Source organism: Nostoc sp. (genome assembly GCF_036917555.1).
In the GTDB taxonomy this organism is placed as follows: Bacteria; Cyanobacteriota; Cyanobacteriia; order Cyanobacteriales; family Nostocaceae; genus Nostoc.
In genome coordinates this window covers 83,285-110,036 of sequence record NZ_JBALDD010000022.1, presented here as the reverse complement: position 1 = coordinate 110,036, position 26,752 = coordinate 83,285, and the positions used below count along the sequence as shown (strand labels likewise).

The 26,752-nt window shown below is 41.3% G+C and carries 29 protein-coding genes and 2 pseudogenes; 18 read left to right on the top strand and 13 right to left on the bottom strand.

From position 1 onward, the window contains the following. Positions 1 to 3: 3 nt before the first annotated feature. The 6 genes and pseudogenes from V7K60_RS08495 to V7K60_RS08480 all read right to left on the bottom strand — a co-directional run bounded on the left by V7K60_RS08495 (position 4) and on the right by V7K60_RS08480 (position 3,235). Complete coding sequence (locus V7K60_RS08495) at positions 4 to 1,158, bottom strand: hypothetical protein (RefSeq protein WP_442944355.1); 1,155 nt, start codon at positions 1,156 to 1,158, stop codon at positions 4 to 6. After that, positions 1,159 to 1,617 (bottom strand): annotated as a pseudogene (locus tag V7K60_RS08490) (hypothetical protein); the annotation flags it as partial. After that, a complete protein-coding gene (locus V7K60_RS35175; protein WP_442944354.1) occupies positions 1,611 to 1,832 on the bottom strand; it encodes a delta-60 repeat domain-containing protein in 222 nt (73 codons plus the stop codon). The gene V7K60_RS35175 and the pseudogene V7K60_RS08490, both read right to left, overlap by 7 nt. Next, on the bottom strand, positions 1,736 to 2,221 hold the full coding sequence (locus V7K60_RS08485) for a delta-60 repeat domain-containing protein (RefSeq protein WP_334924578.1): 486 nt from the start codon (positions 2,219 to 2,221) through the stop codon (positions 1,736 to 1,738). Before V7K60_RS08485 ends, V7K60_RS35175 begins: the two co-directional genes overlap by 97 nt. A gap of 224 nt (positions 2,222 to 2,445) precedes the next feature. Beyond that, positions 2,446 to 2,781, bottom strand: a pseudogene (locus V7K60_RS35170) (IS982 family transposase); the annotation flags it as partial. Positions 2,782 to 2,857: 76 nt separating this feature from the next. Further along, the gene (locus V7K60_RS08480) at positions 2,858 to 3,235 is read right to left on the bottom strand and encodes a VOC family protein (RefSeq protein ID WP_334924576.1); all 378 of its coding nucleotides are present in this window, start codon (positions 3,233 to 3,235) and stop codon (positions 2,858 to 2,860) included. A gap of 214 nt (positions 3,236 to 3,449) precedes the next feature. On the opposite strand from V7K60_RS08480, the gene V7K60_RS08475 reads away from it, so the two are divergent. Next, the gene (locus V7K60_RS08475; RefSeq protein WP_334924574.1) at positions 3,450 to 4,166 is read left to right on the top strand and encodes a hypothetical protein; all 717 of its coding nucleotides are present in this window, start codon (positions 3,450 to 3,452) and stop codon (positions 4,164 to 4,166) included. A 350-nt stretch (positions 4,167 to 4,516) separates the two neighbouring features. Here the strand turns inward: V7K60_RS08475 and V7K60_RS08470 are convergent, their stop codons facing one another. Further along, positions 4,517 to 4,747 (bottom strand): hypothetical protein, encoded by a 231-nt coding sequence (locus V7K60_RS08470; RefSeq protein ID WP_334924572.1) that lies wholly within the window; start codon positions 4,745 to 4,747, stop codon positions 4,517 to 4,519. A 380-nt stretch (positions 4,748 to 5,127) separates the two neighbouring features. On the opposite strand from V7K60_RS08470, the gene fghA reads away from it, so the two are divergent. Beyond that, on the top strand, positions 5,128 to 5,973 hold the full coding sequence (gene fghA, locus V7K60_RS08465) for an S-formylglutathione hydrolase (protein WP_334850679.1): 846 nt from the start codon (positions 5,128 to 5,130) through the stop codon (positions 5,971 to 5,973). A 491-nt stretch (positions 5,974 to 6,464) separates the two neighbouring features. Next, positions 6,465 to 7,220 (top strand): glucose 1-dehydrogenase, encoded by a 756-nt coding sequence (locus tag V7K60_RS08460; protein WP_334924570.1) that lies wholly within the window; start codon positions 6,465 to 6,467, stop codon positions 7,218 to 7,220. A gap of 43 nt (positions 7,221 to 7,263) precedes the next feature. Here V7K60_RS08460 and V7K60_RS08455 read toward each other — a convergent pair whose 3' ends face one another. Further along, entirely contained in the window at positions 7,264 to 8,055 is a 792-nt protein-coding gene (locus tag V7K60_RS08455; RefSeq protein ID WP_334924568.1) for an SAM hydrolase/SAM-dependent halogenase family protein, read from the bottom strand. Between the two features lie 155 nt (positions 8,056 to 8,210). Here V7K60_RS08455 and V7K60_RS08450 point away from each other — a divergent pair, with 155 nt between their 5' ends. The 3 genes from V7K60_RS08450 (at position 8,211) to V7K60_RS08440 (ending at position 11,965) form a co-directional block, all read left to right on the top strand. Next, on the top strand, positions 8,211 to 9,119 hold the full coding sequence (locus V7K60_RS08450; RefSeq protein ID WP_334924566.1) for a hypothetical protein: 909 nt from the start codon (positions 8,211 to 8,213) through the stop codon (positions 9,117 to 9,119). A gap of 14 nt (positions 9,120 to 9,133) precedes the next feature. After that, positions 9,134 to 11,056: an Hsp70 family protein gene (locus V7K60_RS08445; protein ID WP_334924564.1), complete on the top strand. Its 1,923-nt coding sequence runs from the start codon at positions 9,134 to 9,136 to the stop codon at positions 11,054 to 11,056. Positions 11,057 to 11,140: 84 nt separating this feature from the next. Further along, the gene (locus tag V7K60_RS08440; RefSeq protein WP_334924562.1) at positions 11,141 to 11,965 is read left to right on the top strand and encodes a zinc-dependent peptidase; all 825 of its coding nucleotides are present in this window, start codon (positions 11,141 to 11,143) and stop codon (positions 11,963 to 11,965) included. 89 nt (positions 11,966 to 12,054) lie between these two features. Here V7K60_RS08440 and V7K60_RS08435 read toward each other — a convergent pair whose 3' ends face one another. Together V7K60_RS08435 and V7K60_RS08430 are read right to left on the bottom strand one after the other, a co-directional pair. Next, positions 12,055 to 12,510: an EVE domain-containing protein gene (locus tag V7K60_RS08435; RefSeq protein WP_334924559.1), complete on the bottom strand. Its 456-nt coding sequence runs from the start codon at positions 12,508 to 12,510 to the stop codon at positions 12,055 to 12,057. A 203-nt stretch (positions 12,511 to 12,713) separates the two neighbouring features. Then, positions 12,714 to 13,382, bottom strand: coding sequence for a class I SAM-dependent methyltransferase (locus V7K60_RS08430; RefSeq protein ID WP_334924557.1), 669 nt, complete (start codon positions 13,380 to 13,382; stop codon positions 12,714 to 12,716). Positions 13,383 to 13,519: 137 nt separating this feature from the next. On the opposite strand from V7K60_RS08430, the gene V7K60_RS08425 reads away from it, so the two are divergent. The 9 genes from V7K60_RS08425 to urtE all read left to right on the top strand — a co-directional run bounded on the left by V7K60_RS08425 (position 13,520) and on the right by urtE (position 22,499). Then, positions 13,520 to 15,178, top strand: a complete 1,659-nt coding sequence (locus V7K60_RS08425) for an ArnT family glycosyltransferase (protein WP_334924556.1) — start codon at positions 13,520 to 13,522, stop codon at positions 15,176 to 15,178. A 74-nt stretch (positions 15,179 to 15,252) separates the two neighbouring features. Then, positions 15,253 to 15,720: a MarR family winged helix-turn-helix transcriptional regulator gene (locus V7K60_RS08420; protein ID WP_334924554.1), complete on the top strand. Its 468-nt coding sequence runs from the start codon at positions 15,253 to 15,255 to the stop codon at positions 15,718 to 15,720. A gap of 162 nt (positions 15,721 to 15,882) precedes the next feature. After that, positions 15,883 to 17,349 (top strand): HlyD family secretion protein, encoded by a 1,467-nt coding sequence (locus V7K60_RS08415; protein WP_334924552.1) that lies wholly within the window; start codon positions 15,883 to 15,885, stop codon positions 17,347 to 17,349. A gap of 117 nt (positions 17,350 to 17,466) precedes the next feature. After that, a complete protein-coding gene (locus tag V7K60_RS08410) occupies positions 17,467 to 17,637 on the top strand; it encodes a hypothetical protein (RefSeq protein WP_334922169.1) in 171 nt (56 codons plus the stop codon). Between the two features lie 75 nt (positions 17,638 to 17,712). Next, on the top strand, positions 17,713 to 17,931 hold the full coding sequence (locus tag V7K60_RS08405; protein ID WP_334924550.1) for a hypothetical protein: 219 nt from the start codon (positions 17,713 to 17,715) through the stop codon (positions 17,929 to 17,931). Further along, positions 17,882 to 18,118, top strand: a complete 237-nt coding sequence (locus tag V7K60_RS08400) for a hypothetical protein (RefSeq protein ID WP_334924548.1) — start codon at positions 17,882 to 17,884, stop codon at positions 18,116 to 18,118. Before V7K60_RS08405 ends, V7K60_RS08400 begins: the two co-directional genes overlap by 50 nt. Before the next feature lie 307 nt (positions 18,119 to 18,425). Next, entirely contained in the window at positions 18,426 to 20,123 is a 1,698-nt protein-coding gene (locus V7K60_RS08395; protein ID WP_334924546.1) for a calcium-binding protein, read from the top strand. 270 nt (positions 20,124 to 20,393) lie between these two features. Next, positions 20,394 to 21,752 (top strand): HNH endonuclease, encoded by a 1,359-nt coding sequence (locus V7K60_RS08390; protein ID WP_334924544.1) that lies wholly within the window; start codon positions 20,394 to 20,396, stop codon positions 21,750 to 21,752. 48 nt (positions 21,753 to 21,800) lie between these two features. Next, a complete protein-coding gene (gene urtE, locus V7K60_RS08385; protein WP_292864538.1) occupies positions 21,801 to 22,499 on the top strand; it encodes an urea ABC transporter ATP-binding subunit UrtE in 699 nt (232 codons plus the stop codon). Here urtE and V7K60_RS08380 read toward each other — a convergent pair. Both V7K60_RS08380 and V7K60_RS08375 read right to left on the bottom strand, forming a co-directional pair. Beyond that, entirely contained in the window at positions 22,462 to 23,202 is a 741-nt protein-coding gene (locus tag V7K60_RS08380; RefSeq protein WP_334924541.1) for a hypothetical protein, read from the bottom strand. The two genes, urtE and V7K60_RS08380, sit on opposite strands and share 38 nt — an antisense overlap. An 8-nt stretch (positions 23,203 to 23,210) precedes the next feature. Beyond that, positions 23,211 to 24,524, bottom strand: a complete 1,314-nt coding sequence (locus V7K60_RS08375; protein ID WP_334924618.1) for a cytochrome P450 — start codon at positions 24,522 to 24,524, stop codon at positions 23,211 to 23,213. Between the two features lie 268 nt (positions 24,525 to 24,792). Here V7K60_RS08375 and V7K60_RS08370 point away from each other — a divergent pair, with 268 nt between their 5' ends. Next, positions 24,793 to 25,398, top strand: a complete 606-nt coding sequence (locus V7K60_RS08370) for a DedA family protein (RefSeq protein WP_334924539.1) — start codon at positions 24,793 to 24,795, stop codon at positions 25,396 to 25,398. A 266-nt stretch (positions 25,399 to 25,664) separates the two neighbouring features. Then, positions 25,665 to 26,195 (top strand): hypothetical protein, encoded by a 531-nt coding sequence (locus V7K60_RS08365; protein WP_334924537.1) that lies wholly within the window; start codon positions 25,665 to 25,667, stop codon positions 26,193 to 26,195. Here the strand turns inward: V7K60_RS08365 and V7K60_RS08360 are convergent. Further along, a complete protein-coding gene (locus V7K60_RS08360; protein WP_334924625.1) occupies positions 26,192 to 26,332 on the bottom strand; it encodes a hypothetical protein in 141 nt (46 codons plus the stop codon). The two genes, V7K60_RS08365 and V7K60_RS08360, sit on opposite strands and share 4 nt — an antisense overlap. A 74-nt stretch (positions 26,333 to 26,406) precedes the next feature. Between V7K60_RS08360 and V7K60_RS08355 the strand changes: the two genes are divergently transcribed. Next, on the top strand, positions 26,407 to 26,538 hold the full coding sequence (locus tag V7K60_RS08355; protein ID WP_334924535.1) for a hypothetical protein: 132 nt from the start codon (positions 26,407 to 26,409) through the stop codon (positions 26,536 to 26,538). The last annotated feature ends 214 nt before the right edge of the window (positions 26,539 to 26,752 follow it).

Below are 26,752 nucleotides of genomic sequence, written 5' to 3'. Positions count from 1 at the left end.
ACCTTAAAAGCCAGCATTAGGAGTGTAAGTAAAAGACCCATCAGAATTGAAAACAAGGCTACCGTTATTTGTCCCAGACACTAAAGTTGCTTTCAGTGCCGTATTTCCAATATATGTTTCATTGGTTAATACACCAGCAACTAAATTGTTAGGGGTAGCGTAGTATTGAATGCGACCTTTGAAACTTTTACTGGCAGGGTCGCCATCGCCGTATTCTTGGAAGGTGGCATCAAAATTGAGAATTTCGCTGCCAGAACCGTAGACGATTTGATTAACTGTAAACTGGCCTGTCAATGAGTTATAGCCGCGTCCATCACCACTGACATCTAAACCAGGCTGATTAGAGGTTTGGAATGGGAAACGTGCTGCACCTGTGTATGTAGTGCCTGCTGTAAGTGGAGCATTAAATGGAGCTGCAAATGAAAGATACCACGATTTGATACCATCATAGTAATTGATTTGGATAGCATTATTGCTACTGGGATTGTCGGGGTATACACGGGAAGCTCTAAACTTTCCTGTGTCAAGAGTATAGCTATAGTAATCACTCTGACCGATGTAGTTACCGCGATCGCTATCTAAAGTCAGCGCGGTAATTGCCGCAGCAGTCTGAAAAGAAGTGTTTGCTGAAACAAAATAAGTATCGTTGTCACGTAGTGTAAAGCTAAGTTGGAGATTTTGCCGCCCACTAGCATCTAAATAAATAACTAAATTCGGCGCTGTAGCAGTTGATGAGCCTCTGAGGGCAATAGTTGGATTGCTCAATGCAAATTCCGTAATTCCACTATTTGTATAGGTACTTGGATTACTTTGATTTGCATTCACATCAACAGGAGTTGCAGACCCATCAGCTAGTACTGTTTGTGGGTTAGTACCTATGCGACTAACTAAACCATCACCTCTAAAACCTCTAATATTGGGTAAATTACTCCAATCATCATCCGTAGTAATCAAATTAGTATTTGACCAGTCTTGGAGAAAGTCGCTTGTTACTAATTTGTAATAAGTTAAATTCAAGGGAGTGGGAAGATTATTAGAGGGTGCCTCGTAACGTGTTACAAGAAAGTTACTGTTGTCACTTCCCGAAACCACAATTTTACCGTCAGACTGAACGGCAACCGCAGTGTTTTGAAAATAACTACTCCCAACAGGAGTTATAACTTTACCGCTATTGCCAAAGCTGGTATCTAAGCTGCCATTGGAGTTGTAGACAGCTAAAGCAAAGTCACAGCGATCGCTTCCGTTTTGAGCAAACCCAGACACGACAATTTTGCCATTCTGCAAAATGGCCAAACTTTGACCAACATCATTACTACCGCCTAAATCTGTAACAACCTTACCGCCATTACCAAAATTAGCGTCCAGAGTGCCATTAGAGTTATACCGCACTAGAGCAAAATCTCCATTGGCACCAATATTCCCAGTAGATCCGGCCACAACAATTTTGCCATCAGATTGGAGAGCAACACTATCTGCAAAGTCATCTGTGCCAGGAAAGTCTGTGATTACTTTACCGTTACTGCCAAAATTAGTATCTATACTGCCATTAGAGTTGTAACGTGCCAAGATAAAATTATTGTTGCCATTAATGTTCATGGCACTCCCAGTCACTACAACCTTACTGTCTGGCGAATCAAGATACTTGCAATAAAGTCTTGGCCATTGCTCATGGAAGTAATAACCCTACCCCCATTACCAAAGGTAGTGTCCAAACTACCGTCTGAGTTGTAACGTATCAGGGCAAAGTCATTATTGATGGAACCGTCATTTGGGTTAAGATATCCCCCCACAACAATTTTGCCGTCTGTTGGACGGCAATGCTGTTTATCCATTCGTTTTTACCCTCAAAGTTTGTAACAACTTTTCCGCCATTGCCAAAGCTGGTATCTAAGCTGCCATTAGAGTTGTAGCGTACAAAACCAGCATCAACTTGATTATTGTTATAGGTAATTCCGGCGATTAGAATTTTACCATCTGACTGCATGGCAACGCTATAGGCTCTATCGGTTTGGTTAGCAAAATCTGCGATCGCCTTGCCACTATTGCCAAAGCTGCTATCAAGACTACCATCTGGATTATAGCGAACCACCGCAAAGTTACCATTACTATTGTAGGTTTCTCCTACTACTACAATCTTGCCATCCGTTTGAATGGCAACACCATAAGCTGTATCACTACCACCAATATCTGTAATAGCAAAGCTCTCTCGAAAACTCATCATAATTCATCATACGCCCGCAGTTTGGATTGCTATGCCAACGTTAACGGTTGTGACGAAATAGGTCAGAGCGATCGCTATTAGCCCAAGTTGCTAGTTATCAAATTTTAGATTTTTTTGCATCCGTCAATTCATGCGATCGCCATCACAAGTTGACGGTTATGCGTAGCTCAACTGTCAACTTTGACTAAATACTGAATTATTTAGTGTCAAATATTTAACTAATATCAGAAATACTTATTGTAGGTAAATGAAAAAATAAATGCTTCAATCTTCAGTAAAAACCCTAGCCAAGTACAAGCATGAATAAATTTTGGAAAAACACCAGTAATACCACTGAATACGGTTTCAATATCATGTCGAGTAGATTGTTTGATCTATTGATTCTAGGGTTGGTCTTGACGCAAAGAATTCCTCTTACGCATTACTTTTAAGAATATTTGACTACTTTCTTCCAGATCATTATCGACGGTATAAGCAGTATAAGCTGAATCAGCATATACTTTGCTACCAAGTTGGCGTTTCGGAGGCAAGGCATTGAGCGCACGTACATCTAAAGCGCTATCTGCACAGCTTGGGGATTAGGTAGTAACATGAGTTCAGTTGCTACCTAAATCCCCGATTTTAGCAATAAGCTAGTTAAGACTGCGGATTTTGCCGAAGTCCCAACAAGTTTCCGTCAATATCTTTAAAGACAGACAATTGAACTCCGTGACCGACATCTGTAATTGGCCCAACTTCAACTCCTTTTTCAATAAGGCTTTGACGAGCAGCAACTATATCCTTTACAACAAAGGTGCTAACAGTACTACCTGCTTCAACTGAGTTACTTAAGTTCAGTCCAATTGCAAAGCGCTCAATATCAGGGATACTAAACTGTCTCCAGCTAGGCGTGTCATATTTTGATTCAAGAACTAAACCGAGTTTGTCCTTGTACCATTTGACACTAGCTTCCAGATCAGTAACGTCTACTTTACTAACGAAACTATATTCACCAAAGGTGTTTTTCAATGTCATATCTACTGTCCTAATCCAAAACTTTTACAATATAGCTATTATCACCCTTTTTCGTGACAAACAACTGTAAACCTATCGTTAAACAGTTGTTTAATATTTAGAGGCAGATTATGAAAATTCATCCCAAATCAATTCTTCTTGTTTTAGTTCAGCAATTCTCCTTTTTAAATATTTCTACTGAGAGTTAAGTCTTTTAATAAACCCAAAAAATATAATGTTTACGCATATCAATGCTAACTTCACGCGGATAGATGAGATAGTTCCTAATATATATAAGCTTTCTATCTCAAATAACAAAAAGTTCGTTTTCAGTCAATTCCTTATCCTTGATGAGCGCCCGATGCTTATTCATACAGGTCGCTCAAATTGGTTTGAGCAAACTTATGAGCTTGTTTCGTCTGTCTGCGATGCTTCAAAACTTCATTACATTGGTTTATGTCACCTTGAGGCTGATGAGTGCGGAGCGCTTAATCAATGGCTTGAAGCAGCACCGCAAGCAAAAACAATTGTGAGTCCTCTGAATCAATCGAATATGGATGACTTTGCACTGCGACCAACAACGGCTCTTAAGAATAACTTTGCTCTTTCCTTGGGTAAAAGAGATATCATACTGATTGAAACTCCTCATTTTCCTCATGGATGGGAGGGTTGTATATTCTATCAGCCGCAAGAGGAGATCCTTTTTTGTTCCGATCTTGCGGCTCATCCTGGTCAGTTCGAGGAACCGATTACCGAAAAGGATCTTACAGAATCTATCATTAACTTTCAGCAAAAAGTCGGGTTTATGTCTGAAGGAAAAACCTTCACTCGAGGGATTGAGGCAATAGAGAATCTACCCATTAAGTACCTTGCAACAATGCATGGTTCTATTATTCATGGGGAGTCCATCTCGAAGCTTCTTTCAAAAATGAAGCAAACCTTTGGGTCTTAAGTTGATTGTAGCCGTGAAGGGCTACTAGACTAGTGAATTTAACTCTCAAGTTGATTATTTTAAGTTTTGTCAGCTTTTAGAACTCGATCCCTCTAACTGGAGTTTAGATTAAAGCAAGCAAAAATAGCTCGACATTTGAAGCAATTGATTCCATGTCGAACAATCAAATGAACTCAGAGTAATAAAAGAAATGAAAAGCAGTTAGGCAGTATTTTTAGATACTTTCTTAGCTTGACTTTATCCAAAATTAAGAACTCGCTTTCTTTATCCGGCAAAAACCCTAGCTTTTTGGCAAATACTTTTTCTACGTCACAGATTATAAATGAAGTTAAAAAAGTAAAACTACTGTCCTACAAAGGTTTCAGCTTAAGCGATCGCGTTGCGAAAAAAATGGATAAAGTCGAGCTTAGGCTTGGTAAAAGCTTTTTCCACAATCGGATAACGAGTCCGTGGCGCTCTGGGCCTACCACTACGGTGTACACACAAGTATGACCAGCATAGGTTTCAATTCTAGTAGTTTCGTAAAATGCGTTATGGACACGCCGAAATAACAAATGAGTTCGCCGAAATAACAAATGCACTCACCGAAATAACAAATGCACTCACCGAAATAACAAATGCGTACGCCGAAATAACAAATGAGTACGCCAAAATAACAAATGTGTATGCCATGATTGCAACAATTTAGTTTTGTCACGCCAGCGGAGGAGCCAGCGCGGTCTTGGGGTCTCCCCAAGTGGAGCATCTGGCGTTGGAAACCCTACCAAGAGCGCTGCTTCACCGCAAATCTTTGGCAGATATTTTTCCGACTTGTGTGTACACCGTAGGGACCTACCGGGAGTGCAACCAGGGGACTTTCCTCGCTAGTTTTACCCCAAGTTGTGCAGGCAAGAAGAACAGATTTAAACTCACATTAAAATAATCATTCTCCCACAACCGCTCAGGAAATAGAATACAACCAATGCCTAACCTCAACCTCATTTCCGAATTTATTTGCTTTGGTGGCAAACTCGGCTTTTACAGTCATCCCTCCTCAACCTGTAACGGGGAAATGCGCTTTAGTATTTATCAACCACCACAAGCAACTCAAAAACCTGCGCCGATTCTCTATTTCCTATCTGGTTTGAGTTGCACGGAAGAGAATTTTATGGTTAAGGCGGGAGGAGTGCAGCGCTTTGCGGCTGAGTACGGTTTAATATTGGTTGCACCAGATACTAGTCCGCGTAATACTGGCATTGCAGGTGAGGATGACGACTGGGATTTTGGCACAGGTGCAGGCTTTTATGTTGATGCTACAGAAGAACCTTGGCGTAAAAACTACCAAATGTATAGTTATATTGTTGAAGAATTACCTGCTTTAATTAACGCAAATTTTCCCACCCAACCTGATAAACAAGGTATTTTCGGTCATTCAATGGGGGGACACGGGGCGCTTGTCTGTGCAATCAGAAACCCAGAACTCTATAAATCAGTATCAGCCTTTGCACCTCTAGCTGCACCTATGCGTTGTCCTTGGGGTCAAAAAGCTTTTAGTGGTTATCTTGGCAGCAATCAAGAAAGTTGGCGTGCTTATGATTCTAGTGAATTAGTCAAACAACGAAGATATCACAGTTCAATTCTCATTGACCAAGGGACTGCTGATAAATTTTTAGCTGAGGAATTATTACCAAAGGTGTTTGAGCAAGCTTGTGCAGATGTTAACCAGCCGCTAAACTTACGTTACCAACAAGGCTACGATCACAGTTATTATTTTATCGCCACTTTTATTGAAGATCATATCCGCCACCATGCCAGCGCTTTAGCTTAAAACGTAACTAACTACTGACCTTATTAACTCTAAAGATTTACCTGCTTTGACTGGGGTGGCTTTTTAGCTTCGTCGAATTCACCTTAAAATAATAGATATATGGCAATACGCTTGGGTTAAGGATAATTGTAGGTTGGGTGGCACTTCGTTCAACCCAACAAATGCCCGAAAATGTTGGGTTTCGTTCCTCAAACGCCACTTGCTTCTCCCTTTGGGAGAAGGGGAGACGCTACGCGTAGCTTGCTTCTCCGTAGGAGTACAAGTCGGGAAACCGCAAGGGCGCAGTGGCTCCCCAACCTACGCAAATTTATTTTTCTTGACAACATGAGTTAAAAGGTGATACTGCTTTTATACCAGTTTAAAAAAAACTCAGTAGTAGTACTGCCACTTTCTACGTCACCGGGACAATGCCTGATCTCGAAGGCAGCTACATTGTTTAAGTATAAATACTATCAAAGTTCATATTTAATTCATTCAAGGGAGCCACTACCATGTCACAGAAACTCACAGGAAAAATCGCACTTATTACCGGTGGTAATAGCGGCATTGGACTCGCTACAGCAAAGCGGTTCGTTGCAGAGGGGGCCTATGTCTTTATTACAGGTCGTCGTCAAGACGGACTTGATGCTGCGGTGAAGGAGATCGGTGAAAATGTTACTGCTGTTCAGGGCGATGTGTCGAATCTCAGCGATTTAGATCGCCTTTACGCCACTATTAAAGAGCAGAAAGGACGCCTCGATATCCTCTTTGCAAACGCGGGTGGCGGCGAGTTTGTGCCGCTCGAACAAATCACCGAGGCGCACTTCGACAAGTATTTTGGCATCAACGTTAAAGGCACGCTTTTCACCGTCCAGAAGGCGCTGCCGTTGATGCCTGCTGGTGGGTCGATCGTCATCAACGGGTCGATGGTATCGATCAAGGGTATACCAGCTTTTAGCGTCTATGCTGCTACCAAGGCAGCACTGCGATCATTCGCACGCACGTGGTCAGTCGATCTTAAAGACCGCCAAATCCGAGTCAATGTTGTCAGTCCTGGAACGGTGATCACACCTGGCTACAAAACTGAACTCGGCATGAGCGACGAGCAAATTGAGCAAATGAAGGCGGACACCGCTACTACCACGCCTTTGGGTCGTCCAGGCACACCTGACGAAATCGCCAAAGCAGTCTCTTTCCTTGCCTCTGACGAGAGCAGCTATATCACTGGCATCGAATTGTTCGTCGATGGCGGCACAGCACAAATCTAATCGTTTTTGGTCAGGACAACTCGATAAAGCCAACTAAGCAATTTTAGGCAATTTGAGTTACTTGCTGATTCACACGGGGACGACCAAAGCGTTCCCAAGCACTCCCTCCTCGCAGAAACAGCTCTAGGAAGCGCAATGGGTTTCCTGAATCGCCTGTTGACCAACCGGAACTACCAGGAGCAAAGGCCAAAGTTCCTTCAGATACTTTGAAACTACCATCAGAATACACTGCATCACTGACCACATCTCCAATCCGGATCACGATCTTGCTTTGAGGCTCCAAATTAAGTGTATGGGCCCCGATAGTTGTTTTGATGTTGCCGTAGCCATCAATCCAGGCAATTCGATCTGGTGGAACATCTGGGATTTGCTCACTCTTAAGGCTATCTCCCAGAAGGCTAAAATCTTCATTCATAATGGCAGCCGCAGCCGGAGGAAATACATCCCGTGAGCGAAACTGCGAACCACCACGAGAAACGTTGATCGCTCGCAACTCCTTTGTATAGTCTTTGATAAAGGAGAGGGTGTAGCCTGCATTCACACCCACGACTTTTACACCATTAGATAAAAGGGCATAAGTTAGTCCTTCACCTTCATTGTCTCGACGAGCTTCAGGATCATCCTGACGAGGCGCACAGTTGTGATAAATTAGGCGATCGCTAGGTCCAGGGTTGAGTCCCAGTTGGGCAATCCAGAATCCCGTTGCCAAGGTACTGAATGCTGGAACCGAAAGCAAATGAATTTGGGCATGGGGAAAAGTCATCAGCAGACGTTGTGTGACTTCAGTAAATGCCGGATCTCCTGTACCGTAGTCTGCAATGACGCAGATAAACATTCTGCTCCTCCTTTTGATGGGTAGTAATTTGCAATCAACCTAATTCATAATTAGAAATTATGAATTATTCCGTCATTATCTGATTACAGGGTGAAATGAAAAAATGAGTGTTGATTTCACTCCTAATTAATAACGTTAAAGTCTTAATCAACGCAATGAAAACAATCTCCTCACTTTTTAGCGAAGAACGCAACCAACTCCAGACAGATATTGATAATACAATCGGCATTGAGCAAATAGTTAAACTGGTTCAAAACCGACTCGATAACCTCGAAAGAATTTATATTGAAAAGCTTAATTTGGCTCAAGTTCGTCTGGCTTCCTTTTTCCTGGATACGTTGCGGCAGTCTATCGCCACTCTTGCAGCAGCTAACTATCTTCAAACGGCTCCAACAGAGCAAAGGCAAATTACTAACCCAAGTACAAAGTTTTTTTCAAGCAAATTAATCCTGAAACTACTACAGGGACTAGTTTCTATCGGCATCTTAGGCTCGTTGTTTTCTTTAACTAAAACTACCCCAGGTGCTTGGATGGCTATCTTATTAACCTCTCTACTTATAGGACTAGAAATTGTACTTCAACTCGAATTAAATAACCAGCAAAATAATTCTATATCTGAAGGGCTATTGGAATTACCTCAACCGATTCTCCGAGTTGATAGCAGAGTATTTCTAGATTGCCTTAGCGATGCTCTCAACACTATCGACCTAGCAGTAGCTAGAGTAGAAGAATCAAATAAACATGAAGGCGACCTAGCAATAGAAGAATTGCCAGAGCTATTAAATTTTCTGCAAAGGCTAATGGGCGCATCAAAACTTGATAAACCCCAAATGGCTCATGAACTGGCGAAACTTCTGCCACAAATTTTAATGTCTCAGGGAATTAACACTCAAATTTACCGACCAAATGACCCGCACAGCGATCGCGAGTATTTTGACTTTGAGCCAAGTATCGACCCCGATACCAAAGAACACGTGACTTTAACTCCGGCTCTGTTAAAAGGCGATCGCTTAATTCGGCGCGGTAGGGTAATTGAACCAGTGTATTCTTCTTCTAGAGAATAATAGACAATAAGGGTATGGAAATTTTAGAAACAATCGGTTTTGATTTAGGACACGGTGAAACGGCTGTAGCGAAAGCAATCGTGGAAAGCATCGAACCCCCCCAGATGCTGGAGATTAATAACAAGAAGAACCAAATTACAGCTCTTGGCTGGCATCCCACACTTGGCTATCTTGTTGGTGAACAAGCATTAATTCAAGCTGGCGTTACCCAACTGACAATCTCTTTCAAGCAAAAACCCAACAACGATCCCAAATATCGGGAAACAATTGGTACTTTTGTGGCAACCTACTACCGCCTTTTAAAAGAAAGTAAACAAGTTGAAGGCAAAGAAGGTAGCTATTTTTACATTGGTTGCCCTTCAGGATGGTCAGTTAGCGATCGCACCGAATACCAAAAGCTACTTCAAGAAGCTGGTATTCCCCGACTAAATGTTGTACCAGAATCGCGGGCTGCTTTCATGCAAGCCAAAGAAGCCGGGAAGTTGGAGTATGACAAACTTGTTGCATCGGTGCTAATTGTCGATATTGGTTCTTCAACCACAGATTTTACTCTAGTTAAAAGCTTAGAAGAGATACCCATAGATTTCGGGAGTAATACTTTGGGAGCATCCTTAATTGACAAAGCTATTTTTGCCCAGACTCTCGCCAACCACGAACAAAAAGCATTACTGGAAAAAGTATTTAAGGAATATCCCCATCACCAAGCTCGTTGTGAACTTGCTTGCCGCAAAGCTAAAGAAGATTACTTTTCTAATGAACAACTATACAGCGATCCTGAATCCTTTGCGCGTGGCTTCGAGTCGATCAACGAACAGATTTATTTTATTCCCCAAGTCAATAAATTGATGATGGAGGAAATTTTAAACCAACCCTTACCGGAACTGAAGCATCATAGTTGGATTAAATCATTTCGTGACTCTTTAACCGAGGCAAAAGAAAAGCTGGAAAAACTTGGAATCGTGCCGAAACTTGTGCTGATGACTGGCGGTGCATCTCGCATGAAGTTCACCCACATTCTTTGTCAGGAAATGTTTCCCGAACCAGAAACGCTGCTTCGCCCCGATCCGGAACCGGAACGGTGCATTGCAATGGGTTTAGCACGAGTAGGACGATGGGATCTGCGTGCTGCTGCTTTTAAACAAGAAGTGAACAAACTATTTACCTCGAACAAGCTTAAAGGTTTGATTGAAAGGCATATCCCAGAGTTAATCGAATCACTAACTAAACCTTTAGCGGATGGCTTGATTGTCAACGCAGTTAAACCAGCTTTAAAAGATTGGCAAAAAAACAAAATACGGACTTTAGCCGATTTAGAAACAGCTTTAATCGGTCGGGCAGAACAGTGGCTCAAAAACGATCGCGCCGTACAGATAATTAATCATCAATGTGCTTCTTGGTTTAGCAATAAAATACAACCCGATTTAGCCGCACAAACTGATCCAATATGTCGAAAGTTTCAGATACCTAGAAGTAGCTTAAGGTTCGAGGATAGTATTGACCCAAATTTTGTTAACCCAGAGTTACAAATTGGAGATGCTATCCTGGCTGAGACAGTAGCGTTTATCGTCAATGTAGTAATTGGTGGAGGCGCTGTGGCTAGCATTATCACTCTCATACTAACTGGACATTTAACCTGGCCGATTGCACTAGTATATGGGGCTTCGGTGATGGCGGCAGGAATGGAGCTAAATCGTAAGACTGTTCAAGAAGTAATTAAGACAAATGTAGATGTACCTAGTTGGATTCGTTCTAATTTTTTGAGCAATAAAAAAATTGAGGATATGTGTGAGCAAATAAAGCCTGAGTTAGAGAAAGTTCTTCAAGAACAACTGACAGCAAATCAAGAGGCTTTTGACAAACTGATTAGCAAAGTTGAGCAAGGACTTCAAACAAGCCTTTCCACCAAGGTTCAATCTTGCATAATTCTGATCCAATAGCGGTAGTTAGTGAGCCACAACAATAACATTATTCTAAATTTTCTGCTTACCAGTGAATTAAATATGTAAGCTGCTCAAAAGTCAATGGTTAAAATAATAGTTTTCTTTTTCCTCATTGGGCTGATTATCGCTGGGATTTTATTCAATCCGATTCTAGTAAAAAGGCGAAGAAATCGGCTCAAACATCGTCCTTTTCCACCACTTTGGAATGCTATTATTGAGAATAATCTTCCCATCTATCTGTGTCTTTCTCCAGATGAAATCAGACGACTTCAGGGACATATTCAAGTTTTCTTAGCAGAAAAGCAATTTATTGGCTGTAGAGGATTACAGGTGACAGAGGAAATGAAATTAACTCTTGCTGCTGTCGCCTGTTTACTTCTATTAAATGAACGTGGGCAATACTTCCCCAGACTTCGTTCAATTCTGGTGTATCCCAACGCTTATTTTGTTCAGGAAATAACTTCTGTCGGAAAATATGTTGTTGAAGAAAGGCGTGTGGCAAGACTGGGTGAATCGTGGACAAATGACCAAGTAGTACTGTCTTGGGAACAAGTGAAACAAGACATTAATAACTGGAGAGATGGACGTAACGTTGTGCTTCATGAATTCGCCCATCAATTGGATCAAGAAGATGGTAAAGCTGAAGGAGTTCCGATACTGCAACACAACTCAGACTATCCTATTTGGGCGAAGGTGATGACAGAAACATATCAGCAACTTTGTAATGATGTTCTACAAGGTGCAAAGACGGTAATGGATAGCTATGGTGCAACCAATCCCGCAGAATTTTTTGCCGTAGCGACTGAGACATTCTTTGAAAAACCGCACCAATTGCTGTCTAAGCATCCGGCACTTTATGAGCAACTGCAACGTTACTATAAATTAGATCCTGTGCAATGGGCGTGAACTAATTAAAAAATAAAAAGTAAAAAGATAATCCCCATAAATACAGTAAATTTCAAGTTAGTGAGGTGCAGTCTTGCTGTAATTTTCAATTAAGAGGTTTTCATCGCCAGAATCTTCAAAGCTACTGCTTCAGGGACAGGCATCACTGATAACCGATTTCCTTGTTTCACCAATATAAACTCTTCGGCGCTAAACTCTTCTTTGAGTATTGAGAGCAAGATGGGGTTATAAAAAGTCTCAACAAATTCCATTACAACTGTTTGCCAACGAGGGGATTTGGAACTTGATTTTGGGTCGTAGTATTTACTTTCTGGTTCAAACTGGGTTGGGTCAGCAATATCTTTTTTCACCACACGCATTAACCCAGCAATACCGGGAGGATTAGTGCTGGAGTGATAGAAAAAAGCTAAGTCTCCTTCATCCATTTGGCGCAAAAAGTTGCGAGCTTGATAATTGCGAACGCCGTCCCAGACAGTCTCCTTCTGCTGTTGAAGGTCAGCAATACTATAGGCTTCTGGTTCTGATTTCATTAGCCAATAATTCATCTACAGAAATTATGTATATAGAAATAACAAGGGTCTTTAATAAGGGGCAAAATCCGCTTGTCTTTGAGATAATAGCCGGATTTACACGCCGGCTGTACTAGTGAATATTTGAATTAGAGACTTCTAGCGAACGTAAGGGCGCAAGGCCTTGCGCCCCTACCAATGTACAAATAATTTGGGATAATTTATTTTTTGTCAGTCCCTTAACTGCGGTAAGCTATAACGGCATAAAACGGGTCTCCTCCAGATGCACCCAACCACTGTAATAAATTCGGTAATGTTGACTTATGAACTATAACTTCTGCGGTTGTAAATCCTGGAACCGAGGCGAAGTAAGCTTTGACTAATTCCACTCGCTGTGCTTCTGAAGCCTCTCGCCAAGCTTGAATCGCTTTTTCAAAAAACATCCGGTTAGAAAAGCTGATAATTGCGACACCACCGGGTTTCAGGATGCGGTAAATCTCGGAAAATACTGCTTCTGGATATTGCATATATTGTACAGATACGCAATTGAGAACAGCATCAAAATCTCCATCTGGTAAAGGTAGCTGGGGATTTTCGTTAAGATTTTGCACAAAGTAATGATTTAAGCGGGCATTACGTGCTAGTTCCTCACCATTGAGTCCATGTCCCTCCACATGGTCAAACTCCATCTCTTCTGGTAGATGAGACACCCAACTGCTCATCATATCAAAAATGCGGGTGTCTTGTACTGAGCGTTGCTGAAGTATGGGTTTGAGGCGATCGCGGTATAAATCCGTTAGCTGTTGAATAAATCCTTCATCGACATGGGTGACGAAGCGGGGATAGGCGTAGAACAGCTTATCGTCTGTGTCATCTAATTTCAGGCGTTGATTCGGTCTTAACTGCATAAATCTCTGTTTTGGAGAACTTTTTCGGAAAATTGCGGCAATTTCAAGTATTTTTCAACAATCACTATGTAACATATTTTAATAACAACAGGACACTTAAACGAGTCTAAATAGCAGCATTCAATTTTACCAATTCAATGTTTCATAAACTACACTTCTGGCAGCATATTTGGCGAAAAATCCGCCTGATACGATCGTTACCCTATTTGAGTTTGTTCCTTTGGATGCTACCCTTATTATTATTTACTTCTGGGCACAATAGCCTGATGGCACATGATGAAGCTCTTTACGCTTCGCGTGCCCGTCTGATGTTTGATTCTGGTAATTGGATAAGTCCTTGGGAAAGGGCACATCATAAAACGCCTGGGCCTTATTGGTTAATTGCCAGTTTCTACAAGTTATTTGGTATCAGTGATACTAGTGCGCGTCTTCCTAGTATGATTGCTAGCATTTTTAGCTTATGGCTGGTGTATGAAATTGGCAAAATTATGCTAGGCAAAAAATTAGCTTGGCTGGCTACTGCAATTTTAAGTGTAGAGTTTCTCTGGCTGCAATACTCTCGCTTAAGTACGCCTGATGTCCCGATGATTTTCTTAGTACTTTTAGCTATTTTTTCTTTCATAAAAACAGAATTACATCCTAAATATCACTATTTTTGGAGTTTTATCACTGGTTTAAGTTTAGGTTTAGGCTTCTTAGTCAGAAGCTTTATGATTTTTTTACCAATTATCGCTTTATTGCCTTATTTAATTTGGGAACATCACCGTCATCGTCATCTTACTAACCCAATTTTATATCTAGGTTTTTTTATAGGTTTAATACCAACCTGTATTTGGCTGTGGTTAAGCTGGCTGCACTATGGAAATCAGAGTTTTGAAGAGTTGCTCAAATTTGTTGTGCAACTAGGTTCTGAAGATCACAATCATAATGGGCCACTATTCTATGTATGGAATATTCCTTTAAAAGCATTTCCTTGGACTTTTTTCGGAGTTTTAGGTTTGTTTTTAACTGTCCGTCGTCCTATTCCTCGTTACCAGTTAATATTAGTTGGTTTTCCACTTGTCTTATTTGTAGAACTGAGTATTTTTAACACTCATTTATCTCACTATAGTCTTTGCCTTTATCCGTTTATAGCTTTGTTTGCATCTGTGGGTTTAAGCTGGTTAGCCAATATTTACCAGACAGGAATTCCCCCACAATTCCCTCTTCAAAAAAGTAAAAAAAATAGATTAAACCTTTTTGCAAGGCATAATCTTCCTCGAAACCTCAGTTATGGCTTTGGTGGATTCGGTGTTTTAGTTGTAATAGTAAGTATTGTCGTTTTGAGTTACGGTGGTTCTGACATCCACAAGAATGCAATTATTGGCTTGGCTATGGGGTTGGGTTGGTTAATTTTACCTGTGGTGTGGATTAGTCGTTACTACTTTGGCAAGAAGTTTCTCACAGCACGTTACTGGATTGCAGGATGGTTAATTCCCTGTTGGCTGACTTTGGCGACGACAGGTAGTATAGGTCTGTTAAGTGACTATAACCCTGTTTTAAGAACTTTTTTACAACAAAGTGCGATCGCTTCAATTATCCAATCTCATCCTATCTACCTTGTGCAAATAGACCAGAAAATCCAAGTACTGCTTAATTTCTATCTTGCTATTCGCCCCCAAGCAGTAGTTTCTATTTCCCAAGTACCAGCTTTAAGCTATGCTTTGATCTATACTGACCAGTCCCCTAAATTATCTCGGACTCACCACGTTCTCGGTACGGTAAAAGAGTACCAGTTGATTCAAGTTCTTCCCTAAGACAGATGCAAAGCAAGTATTGTTAAACAATATTAGTTTATGTATAATAGTACGTACACTAAGTATTATCTTAAATGGTTTCTACATCTAATCACTCCCCAACCTTAGAGTCATGGCAGCAAAATCTGGCACCATACAATTTGGGCTACAGAATCAAATTAGTCTCACAACTGCTGAGTCGCAAGTTTACTGAGAGGCTAGAACCCTTTGGATTGACACCATTTCACTGGTTGGTGTTGTGCTGTCTTTGGCAAGAAGATGGTTTACCTACTTCTAGTATTGGGGACAAACTCAAACAAGTGGGGGGGACTTTAACAGGCGTACTCGATCGGATGGAAGAACGCGGTTTGGTGCGTCGAGAACGTGACACTCAAGATCGCCGCATCTGGCGAATCTGGCTCACGGATGCAGGTAAAGAACTAGAATCTGTCTTACCGCCAATCGCTGCAGCTGTGCGTGATGAAGCGATGGAAGGTATTTCCTTTGCTGACCGAGAACTGTTTTCCCAAATATTGAATCGAGCGATCGCTAACCTCTCTTAAAGATAATTTCATAATCACCCGACCGGGGGAGGCAGTGTAAAGATATATTTTGAGATAATATTACGCATACTAAGGAAATAAGGATTTTTTTCTGGGAATATTACGCATTCTAAATAAACGACTATTAATCAAGTTATTGAACGAGCAAGTGAGGTAAGAATCATGGGTGCTAATAGTTTTAACGGACGCAATGGACACAAAACCATAATTTTAGAAAAAGAAGTGATTCCTGATTTAGAGACTTTAGAAACTGTTACCGCAGATAGATCCGCAACAGCAGAAGCACCTGTTGTAACTCCTGAGATCGAGAAAGAAGTTCCACCGAAACGGAAAAGACCAACTGGTTTAATTTTGGCAGGATTAGGCGTGGGTGCGATCGCCGCAGGTACTTTTGGTTTTCACTACTGGCAATACGCCTCCACCCACCAGGAAACAGACAACGCCACCGTAGCAGGAAATATTCACCAAGTTAGTAGTCGCATTCCCGGAACTATAAGTCAGGTGCTAGTGAATGATAACCAACTGGTGCAACCGGGACAATTGTTAGTGAAGTTAGATCCACGGGACTATGAAAGTAAGGTGCAACAAGCACAAGCCGCCCTCGAAAATGCTCGTGGTCAAGCGCAAGCCGCTCAAGCAAATATTGCTTTAAGTTCACAAACCACTACTGGTAAGACAACTCAAGCGCAAGGAGATGTCAGTGGTGCAGTAGCAGCAATTTCTACAGCCCAAGCAGCAGTACAAGAGGCCCAAGCTGGGATTCCCGCAGCCCAAGCAGCAGTACAAGAAGCTCAAGCTGGGATTCCCGCATCCCTTGCGCAGGTAGCGCAAACAAACGCCAATTTAGAAAAAGCCCAAGCAGATTACAATCGTTACAACGAATTGTATAAAACAGGTGCGATTCCTCGTCAGCAACTAGACACAGCCAAGGCTGCTTATGATGTGGCTAAGGCACAGAAAAACGCCGCGATTCAGGGAGTACAACAAGCCCAAGCCAAGTTAGCCTCCGCCAGAGTTGGTGTTGCCAAAGCCCAGTCTCAATTAGCACAAGCGCAAGAAAATGTCACTAACGCCCAAGCTAAATTGGCAGCATCTAAGGGAGGATTGCAACAAGCTACCGCAGGTGGACAAGATACAACAGTTAAGCGTAGTCAATATGAAGCGGCAAAAGCAGCGATCGCGCAATCAGAAGCATCGCTCAAAGACGCACAATTGCAACTATCTTATGCCAATGTTACTGCCCCCAGTGCTGGACGGGTAGGTAGAAAAAACGTCGAAATTGGCAACCGAGTCCAATCGGGAACACCATTAATGGCAATCGTAGATAACAACTATTGGGTAGTTGCGAACTTTAAAGAAACTCAATTAGAAAAGATGCGGCCAGGAGAGCCGGTAGAGATCAAGCTAGATAGTTTCCCTCATCACAACTTTATTGGTCGTGTTGACAGTATTTCACCAGCTTCCGGCGCTCAGTTTGCCTTATTGCCACCGGATAATGCTACAGGTAACTTTACTAAAGTTGTCCAACGCATTCCCGTTAAAATAGTTTTTGACCAAAATAGCATTCAAGGATACGAATCACGGATTACTCCTGGGATGTCTGCGGAAGTTGCAGTGGAAGTCAAGTAATATCATGTCCCCCAAATTATCCATAATAAAAGAACCCCACCCCCAGCCCCCCTTAGAAAGGCAGGTTTTTAGAAAAGGGTAGAAGATAGAATAAAACATCGTGACATAAAGCAGGTCATGAACGAGTATTCAGGTTTAAACAGCTCGATAGCGATCGTTAGCGCAAAGCTACGACATTTAAGTCAGCCACAGGCGAAGCTACTGGCAATGTGGAGTTTTGGAATGGGAATGATGCTTTTCCCTTGGTCTAACAACAGTAGCAGTATTTTTAGCAGAACTACTGGGTGAGAAAGAAAATACAGTCCGGCAAAGATTGAGGGAATGGTATCGAGACGCAGGGGCTATGCTGACCCGTGGCTGAGAGTGACTGATTTTCCCCCGCTTGAAGCCTCTAGCATCTGGTATGGAATGCGTTCTTGGATGGAGTGCTGTTTCAAGGATACTAAACGTGGTGGTTTAGACTGGCATTTAACCAAAATGACTAATCCCAAACGTGCTGAACGTCATTGGTTAGCGTTCGCCCTTGGCGTTGGTGCAGCCAACGCCAAGGGCAATCTTATGGTTAGTAAGTGTTGCTGGTGAGGCTGATGCTAGCAACACTGGTAGTAGTTATGATCATTTACCAGCAAATCATCTGGCAGATAATTTACCGCCTGCTCTCCAACCCACACGCTTTTTGAGTTGTTTCCGTCGTGGTTTCATCAAAGTTATCGTTGCTTTGTTATTGGGTCAGCCTCTTCCTTTTGGTCACTTTTTCCCTCAACCTTAGACTACTAATCTCAACTTCTCTTCTGCCTAAAAAATAAAAACCTGCCCTTGAAAGGGGGATTAAGGGAGGTAATTCGACTTGTGTGTATACCGTAGCCTAAAAGGAGAGAGGCTTTGAATCTTACTCCCCTTCCCTTTTAGGCTTTTCATAGGGTGAATCTTTGATAAATATTACTGTTCCTAATTGTTAAGGTATAAAGTATGCCGAAAATGTCAATTTCGGTAAGTATTTTGTGCCCGAAAACAGCACTAAATTCAAGGTTGAGAACTGAAATTACTGAAAAAATGGAATCAGGTAGGTAAAAGTTATGGCAAATATCATTGGAACCAGCGGCTACGACTTACTACAGGGTGGTACTGGGAATGATACTCTCATCGGTGGTACTGGGAATGATACTCTTATCGGTGGCGGTGGCGAGGATAAATTTGTTTACGACTTAGGCGACGGCACTGATACAATCACTGATTTCGGTGGCATAGGTAAAGGAACTAACCCGACAGCAGCAGTTATTGCTGAAGTGGACACCATCAAATTCCAGGGTACAGGATTAACTGCTCAAAATTTACTGCTGACCCAGAATGACAACAATCTAGAAATCACCTTTGCAGGGAATGCTGATGCCATAGTTATCCTGCAAAACTTCAAACTAGAAAACTTGGAAAATCTGAAAGCTTCTGGAGCCAAACCAGCTTTTGGTAATATCCTGTTTGACGGGCAAAATGTGATCACCGACAGCTTTAATGTCCTCGATTCCAACTCTACTGATACTAGCCTGGGCATTAAGAACACAGTAACTTTTCTTAATGACCTCAACAATAACATTACGGGGTTAGAAGACTCAAATGATGTAGTTAATGGTCAAGGCGGTAATGACAAAATCGATGGCTTGAGTGGAAACGATTTGCTGCGAGGTGGTGCGGGTGATGATACCCTCATTGGTGGTGCGGGAAATGACTCCCTCATTGGTGGTGCGGGAAATGACTCCCTCATTGGTGGTGCGGGAAATGACTCCCTCATTGGTGGTACAGGAAATGACTCCCTTGTTGGCAATAATCTGCTTTCTGGAGGCTATGGCAATGATTATCTCTCCATCTCTGGCTACGAGAGCTCTAGCTACCCAGACTACGAATACAACTCTCGCTCATCTGGTAAGAACACCCTCAACGGTGGCGCAGGTGACGATAACTTGAGTGCTAGCGGTTCAACAGGCAATAATTTGCTCTCTGGGGACGATGGCAATGATAATCTCTCCATCTCTGGTTACTACCAAGGAGGTAACTACCAAGACTACGACTCTCGCTCGTCTGGTAAGAACACCCTCAACGGTGGTGCAGGTAAGGATACCTTGAGTGCTGGCGGTTCAACAGGCGATAATTTGCTCTCTGGGGGTGATGGCAATGATTATCTCTCCATCTCTGGCTACTACGAATACACTCCTAGCGACCCGTACTCACCCCGCGATGTCTCCATCACATACGAGTCTCGTTCCATAGGTAATAACACCCTTAACGGTGGCACTGGGGACGATAATTTGAATGCTAATAATTCAAAAGGTAATAACTTACTCGATGGTGGTGCTGGCAATGATTATATCTCCGCCTCTAGCGCCTTTGGTAAGAACACAATCTATGGCGGGAGTGGGAATGATATCCTTATAGGTGGTTTTGGTAATGACACTCTCTATGGAGGAACTGGTACTGATACCTTTGTTTTCAATAGTTACAGTAAAGGTGTTGACAGTATTTATGACTTCAACGCTACTAATGAACTAATTCAGGTATCGCCTGCTGGCTTTGGCGGTGGATTATCACCAGGTTCACTTAAGACAAGTCAGTTTACCCTTGGAACATCTGCAACGACAAGTAATCAACGATTTATCTATAACAGTGCTACAGGTGGACTGTTCTTTGACCTTGATGGCAGTGCGTCTGGGTTTACTCAGGTAAAATTTGCACAACTATCTACTGGATTGTCAGTCAGCGTAAACAATTTTGTGGTTGTTTAATCGGAATTAGCACTCTTTGAGAGTTAAGCGGTACAGTTTGCAAGGTGCTATTTTTAGCATCTTGCATTCGATGCTTTCTTACCCTACACAGACTACCACTGAATGTTATTGCCATTCTAATCCAATAGCTTGGGTTAAAGAAAATCGTAGGTTGGGCAGCCACTACCCTATTTCAGTTGTCAAAAATATCAGTGGTGGCTGTTATTTGACTACAGTTGACAGTCAACACTATGTTACATTAATGTTTCAATTTATCAGACGAATTCCCTCATGTTTACTCGTTTTGAGAAGCTATCTAGACGTGCATCAGAGTTGAAAAACTGCTTCTACTGCGGCGCTTCCCTTCCAGCAATATCAGGGGAACATATCTTCAACTCATCTTGGGGCGGTTCATATAAAGACAAAAACTTGATTTGCTGTCAATGTAACTTTAGCTTTTCAAATTCGACAGACAAAGCTTTTCTTATTTATGTGCAAGCTGTAATGAATTCATGGGTATTCAGAGGAGAACGTCATCAGGAAGTACCTAAAATCGTTTTAGAAAATAAATACTTTTTAGATCAAGGAGCCAAGCTAAAGCTTAAACAGCCTCTTATTGAAGACGAAATTTTGCCTGATGAAAGCATAAAATCACGTCTTACCTTCAATTCTAAAAGTGAAGCCAAACGTTGGATAGAAGGAGATGGTATGGCTACTTGGCTGGGAAGACATCCATTACCTGAAGAACAAGAACAACTTAAGAAAATTATTATAGAGGCACAGCTAGACATAACAGATGCAAAACCTCAACCAATGTCATATCAGCTAAATCTTCGAGAACAATATCGTTCTACAGCACATACAATTCTTAAATGTCTTGGATTTTTCTTGCCAGAGTGGGTTCAGGGAGATTTGACTAAGCCAATTCGAGAATTTGCTAGAAATGATAAAGGTGATTGGCGGACTTTTGCCATTGAGACTAAAGAATTTTTTTCAGTAGCTGAACAAGCAACAAGAATTTTGGGTTTAGGAGTTCAGCATAATTCAGTAGAAGTTTACTGGAGTTCTTCGACAAAAATGGTGGTTGGAGTATTGACTATTCTTAACCGTATTAAAAGATCGGTTGTCATTGCCCAAGATTACTGTGGCTCAGACTCTATTCTATATGTTGTTGAAGGTACACACGGTTCTAAGAAACCGCCTGATTCAGTATTTATTGAATTTGATTGTAAACAATTTTCTCTACCCCTACTGAGTGTTCAATATTTTTCATCTCCCAACAATCTTTGCCAGTATTTCCGTGATGAACTCGCAGTTTTAATGGGAATTCACTATCCAATTGATGCAATGACAGCTCGTTTAATCCAAGAGATTGAAAAAAACAATAAGAAAAATTTGAAACTTGACCAGGTAAGTTTAAAAGAATACTTAAACTTATTTTTGAGCTTTTTCCTAGATTTAGGCAAAGTTACTGGTACTTCTGTAGACATGAGTAAAGCTCGCTCTAAGCTTATCGAGTCTGGTTTCGCTAACCTAGCTCATCAGCACGTTGGAAAATTGTATACAGATCCAGATGTTGAATCTCTCATGACACTTGCTTTTGAGCGCACTGTAAAAGACTTTCATGCTGGGGTGCTTAACGCAGGCTAACACTGCGCTGCGCCCCTGCGTAAAATTTTAATATATAAGTGATTTCTAATGCTAAAAATTTCCAATCTTGACGTTTATTACGGCGAAAGTCATATTCTCCGCAATGTAGATTTGAGCGTACCATCTGGGCAAATGGTTTGCCTAATTGGACGCAATGGTGTCGGAAAAACTACCCTACTAAAAACTATCATGGGTTTACTCAAACCCCGCAGCGGCACTATTAATTTAGCTGAAGAATTAATCAACTCTAAATCCCCAGACCAAAGAGCAAAGTTGGGAATTGGTTATGTCCCCCAAGGACGAGAGATTATCCCTCGGTTAACAGTTAAAGAAAATCTACTGCTGGGGTTGGAAGCTAGACGCAAACCAGTAAAAAAAGCAGAAATTTCAGAGGAAGTTTTTAGTTTATTTCCAGTGTTAAAAACCATGCTTTCGCGGATGGGTGGTGATTTAAGTGGAGGACAGCAGCAACAATTAGCGATCGCACGTGCTTTAATGGGAGAACCTCAATTACTCGTCTTAGATGAACCCACTGAAGGTATTCAACCCTCCATCATCTTAGAAATTGAAGCCGCAGTCCGTCGCATCGTCGAAACCACAGGCATTTCGGTGTTATTAGTAGAGCAACATTTACACTTTGTCCGTCAGGCTGATTATTATTACGCCATGCAAAAAGGTGGGATTGTCGCCTCTGGTTCTACAGCCGAACTTAGCCAAGATGTGATTCAGCGCTTTTTAGCTGTTTAATTTTGGAGCTTTCTATATCAATTGTATCGGTAGCAATTAAATCTGCTGCTTCTTGCAAAAGCTCATGTTGTTCCTTTTGAATTGCTTCCAAACGACTAGAGATTTCTGCTAATCGTTGTTGTTTATTTTGTTGAAAACTTTCAGGTAGTAAAGTAGGCAGGTCATCAGTTGTTTTAGCACCTGTGATTCGTTGAACAGCCAAACTCCCAACTTTAGTTAAAGATAGAAAACTAACTTTAATCAAAGCCTGAAGCAATTTTAACGGAACTTTGAGTATTGACCAACTAGCGGTTTCAATTAAGCGGACAATTGCTTTGATGATGCTCCAAAGTAGAGCAAGTGCAAACAGCAAAATTACTACACTAATAATTGGGTGATTAGCTCCCCAACCTAGTATTTGAACTAACCGAAAAAATATCGGGTGTTGTGTTAACCAATCACTTGCAGAAGATGCAATTGCATCTTTGACTGCTCCTGATGTTGTATTTTTAAATTGCTCTGCTGTTTGCCAAGTTTGCTCTAAACTTGTTGTAACTGTATCAATTGCTCTATCAGTTGTTGTAGTGGCTGCTGTCTTCAAAGACTCACCAGCTTGTTGTGCTGAGTTACTTAGAGAGTTAACGTTTCCGCCCACAAAATCTTTCACATTTTGCCAGCGTTGTAAAACTCCATTAAGTAAATGTACGTCTATTTGGGATACCATAAAACATTTCACCGAGGTTGAAATCTAACCTGCAACCCATCTTTAGGGCGATTAGTGGGAAGCAGAACTACCTCTAAACTTTGATTAGGTAATATTTCCCAATGATAACTACGTAGAAGATGAGCAGCAACAATCTTCATTTCCATTTTGGCAAAGGCTAGACCAATGCAAATGCGTGGCCCACCGCCAAAACCAACTAAACTAAAAGGATATTTTTTGTGTTCTTGGCGCTGGGGACTAAAACGGTCTGGTTCAAAAAGGTCTGGTTCAGAATAAATTTCTGCAATTCGATGAGTAACTGCAATTGAGTAGTATAACTGCCAACCAGCAGGAACGTGATAACCTTTAAACTCAAAGTCTTTAATTACGCCACGAAACCCGCCTCCGACAGGTTGATGCAATCTTTCAACTTCCCACAAAACCTGCTCTAAATAGGGCATTTTCCCTAATTGTTCTAAATCCAAATCACCTTTACTTGCAAGTTGCAATTGTTCAACTCTTGCTTTTTCGAGTACTTCTGGATGACGGGCTAACTCTACACACAACCAAGTCAGCATCGAAGTAGTAGTTTCATGTCCAGCAAATAGTAATAGTAACGCCTGAGCGATAAGTTCTTTTTCACTCATCCGGTTCCCTTCTTCATCTTGGGCTTGCACTAATAAACTCAGAGCATCTTTTGTGGGATTTTGCTGACGTTCTCTGACAACTTGAGTTAGATGCTCTAAAATCTGATTACGAGCAGCTATAGCTTTACCAAATGTTGTAAATGGTAAGGGCAACGGATTAATCGCAAATAGTCCATTTGTCATGGCTGCAAACAACTTGCTAAAACGCACACATTCAGGGCCAGGACGCGTACCCAACAATAATTGACTAGCAATATCAAACGTCAGTTGTTTAAATTCTTGGAACCAAGTAAATTCCTGCTGCTTCTCCCACTTTTGCAGATAACTACGTGTAATATCTTCCATTGTGGAGACATAGTTCGCCAATGCTGGGCCATGCAATGCTGGCATCATCAAGCGACGGTTTCTGCGGTGTTCTTCTCCATCTTGCAGAAAAAGTGATTCACCCAGTATTGTCTTGAAATTATCAGGCCATCCCTCGCGCCAAGAAAAATTCTCCATTTGGCTTGACAAAACCAACTCTAATGCTTCCGGCCCGACCATCACTACAGTCGGTCTGCCAAGAAGATGAGTTTTGAAGATGGGCCCGTACTGGCGATAGCGCTTTTTAGCGAAATCGCGGTCGAAAACAAAAGAGAGTGTTTCACCTAATACAGGTATACCAAAGCTTCCAGGAGGAATTTGATCGCTTTTCATATTTCTAAGGGTAGCTATGAAAAAGTTAACACGATATTCCAACTCTGCTGCGTTAGCAAAGCTCGCCGTAGGCATCGCAGCACCCCAAAATATTCTTAGTACTTTTAAATATCTTTGTCTTTTGCACCTGTAACCCAAAACCTGTCATTTGTCATTACATTTACCCAGATTACATAATAACTTTACATAAATTTAATATTACTTTTTATTCAATAAAATTGCTGAACGTTAAGATGTTGTGGATCTATTGTTGAAAAGTAAAAATTCTATGCATCTGGATTTACCACAACTGATTAAATCACTCGGCTATTTTGGGGTTTGGGCGATTGTCTTTGCTGAATCTGGCTTGTTAATTGGTTTTTTTCTGCCTGGAGATAGTTTATTGTTCACTGCTGGATTTGTCGCATCTCAGAATTTACTGAATATTTGGGTTCTGATTTTTGGTGCTTTTGTTTGTGCAGTCTTAGGTGACAATGTTGGCTATTTTACTGGGCATAAATTTGGCAGAAGACTATTTCAGAAGGAAGATTCATGGCTGTTTCATAAAAAACATCTTGTTAAAACCCAAAACTTTTATCACCAGCACGGAAAAAAAACGATTGTTTTAGCACGTTTTTTACCCATTGTACGGACTTTCGCGCCTATTGTGGCTGGAATTGGTGCAATGCATTATCGCACATTTATGTCTTACAACTTAATTGGTGGCTTTCTTTGGACATTCGGCATTACCCTGTTAGGGTTTTTCTTAGGAAAATCTCTGCCACCTGAACAGGTAGATAAGTATTTGTTACCGATTATTGGATTAATTATAGTTATTTCTTTAGTACCATCGATTATTCATTTGGTACAAGAAAATAGAGCAAACAAAAGTTGAAATATTTTTTGTAGCTCCTTAGTAGATGTTTTATTGTATAGACAAGTATATTGATTTACTGAAGCCATAAACATCAGAGCTTGATCATACCCTCATGAGCGATAAACAAAAGGATACAGAGCAACTAAATTTATTTATAGGAATTTTGAATACTTCGGCTACGCTCAGTACAAGTTTTGAATATTTCGGCTACGCTCAGTACAAGTTTTGAATATTTCGGCTACGCTCAGTACAAGTTTTGAATTTTGAATTCGGAGCGAAGCGACGTGACTTCCTTAAACATCAACCTCTATCTGTTCCTAGAAAATCTCCTCTTTTTCCTTATTGCCACACTTTTTATTGTGGTTGTGAACTGGGGATGGAAAAACGCAAAGCCTTATACTCTACCTTTACCATTTCCCGGTTGGTATAAAATCTGGTTTGGCTCGGTGCAACTGCTAGCGGTAGTGCCGCCATTAGTGGTTATGCTATTGTGGGGTGTATGGTGGGGCGATCGCACGGTCTTAACTGTGCTTGGTTGGTATTTTATCGTATTAGGGTTGCAAATCATCTCTGAAAGAGTGACGCTTAGGCAGTTGCAAAATGTCGTATGGGTGATGGTTCCTTATATATATCTGCCTTACCGCTTCTGGCAGCTGTATGAGGGTTTGACACTTTTGGATTCTACAAGCGAGTTGCAGTGGGTACGATATTTATTGATTTTTGAATTGGTGATGTGGATTGTTAACTACGCCATAGATATATCTCAATTGCCGCGGCTGTTTCGTTGGGAAGTACAATCAAATGACGTTAGCTAGGGATTAATCGCAGAATTAGCCATTTTTACTAAAGAAGTGCGATCGCCTGCTTTCAACCCAAAAACATATTGCACACCCTCTTGTCTCCAAGTCAAGGTAGCATCTGAGCAATTAGAGACTTGTTTCAGAAGAATCACCTCTCAGCCCAGAAGTTCCACCAACTTTAATTACAAAACCGAAGCGGGGTAAACGTTCGGTAGTGCTGGGGGGAGTGTTGACGTTGCTTGTAGGGGGTACAAGTCTGGGATTATTTGCTTGGTGGCAAATTAATCCTCAAGGATTCCAGCAAGTGTGTCGGCAACTTCCCCAAAGAGTGCAGCAAATATGTCCGACTGGGAAATAGGTTATACAGAAATATTCTAATGTTGATGAGGAATGTTACAGCATTGATGAGGAATATTACAATGTTTATTATAGATGTTGTAATGTTGATGAGAAATATTCCAGCATTGATAAGGAATATTGTAATGTTGATGAGGAATATTACAATGTTCCTTATGGATGTTGTAATGTTGATGAGGAATGTTGCAATGTTGACAAGAACTACTTGTACATTA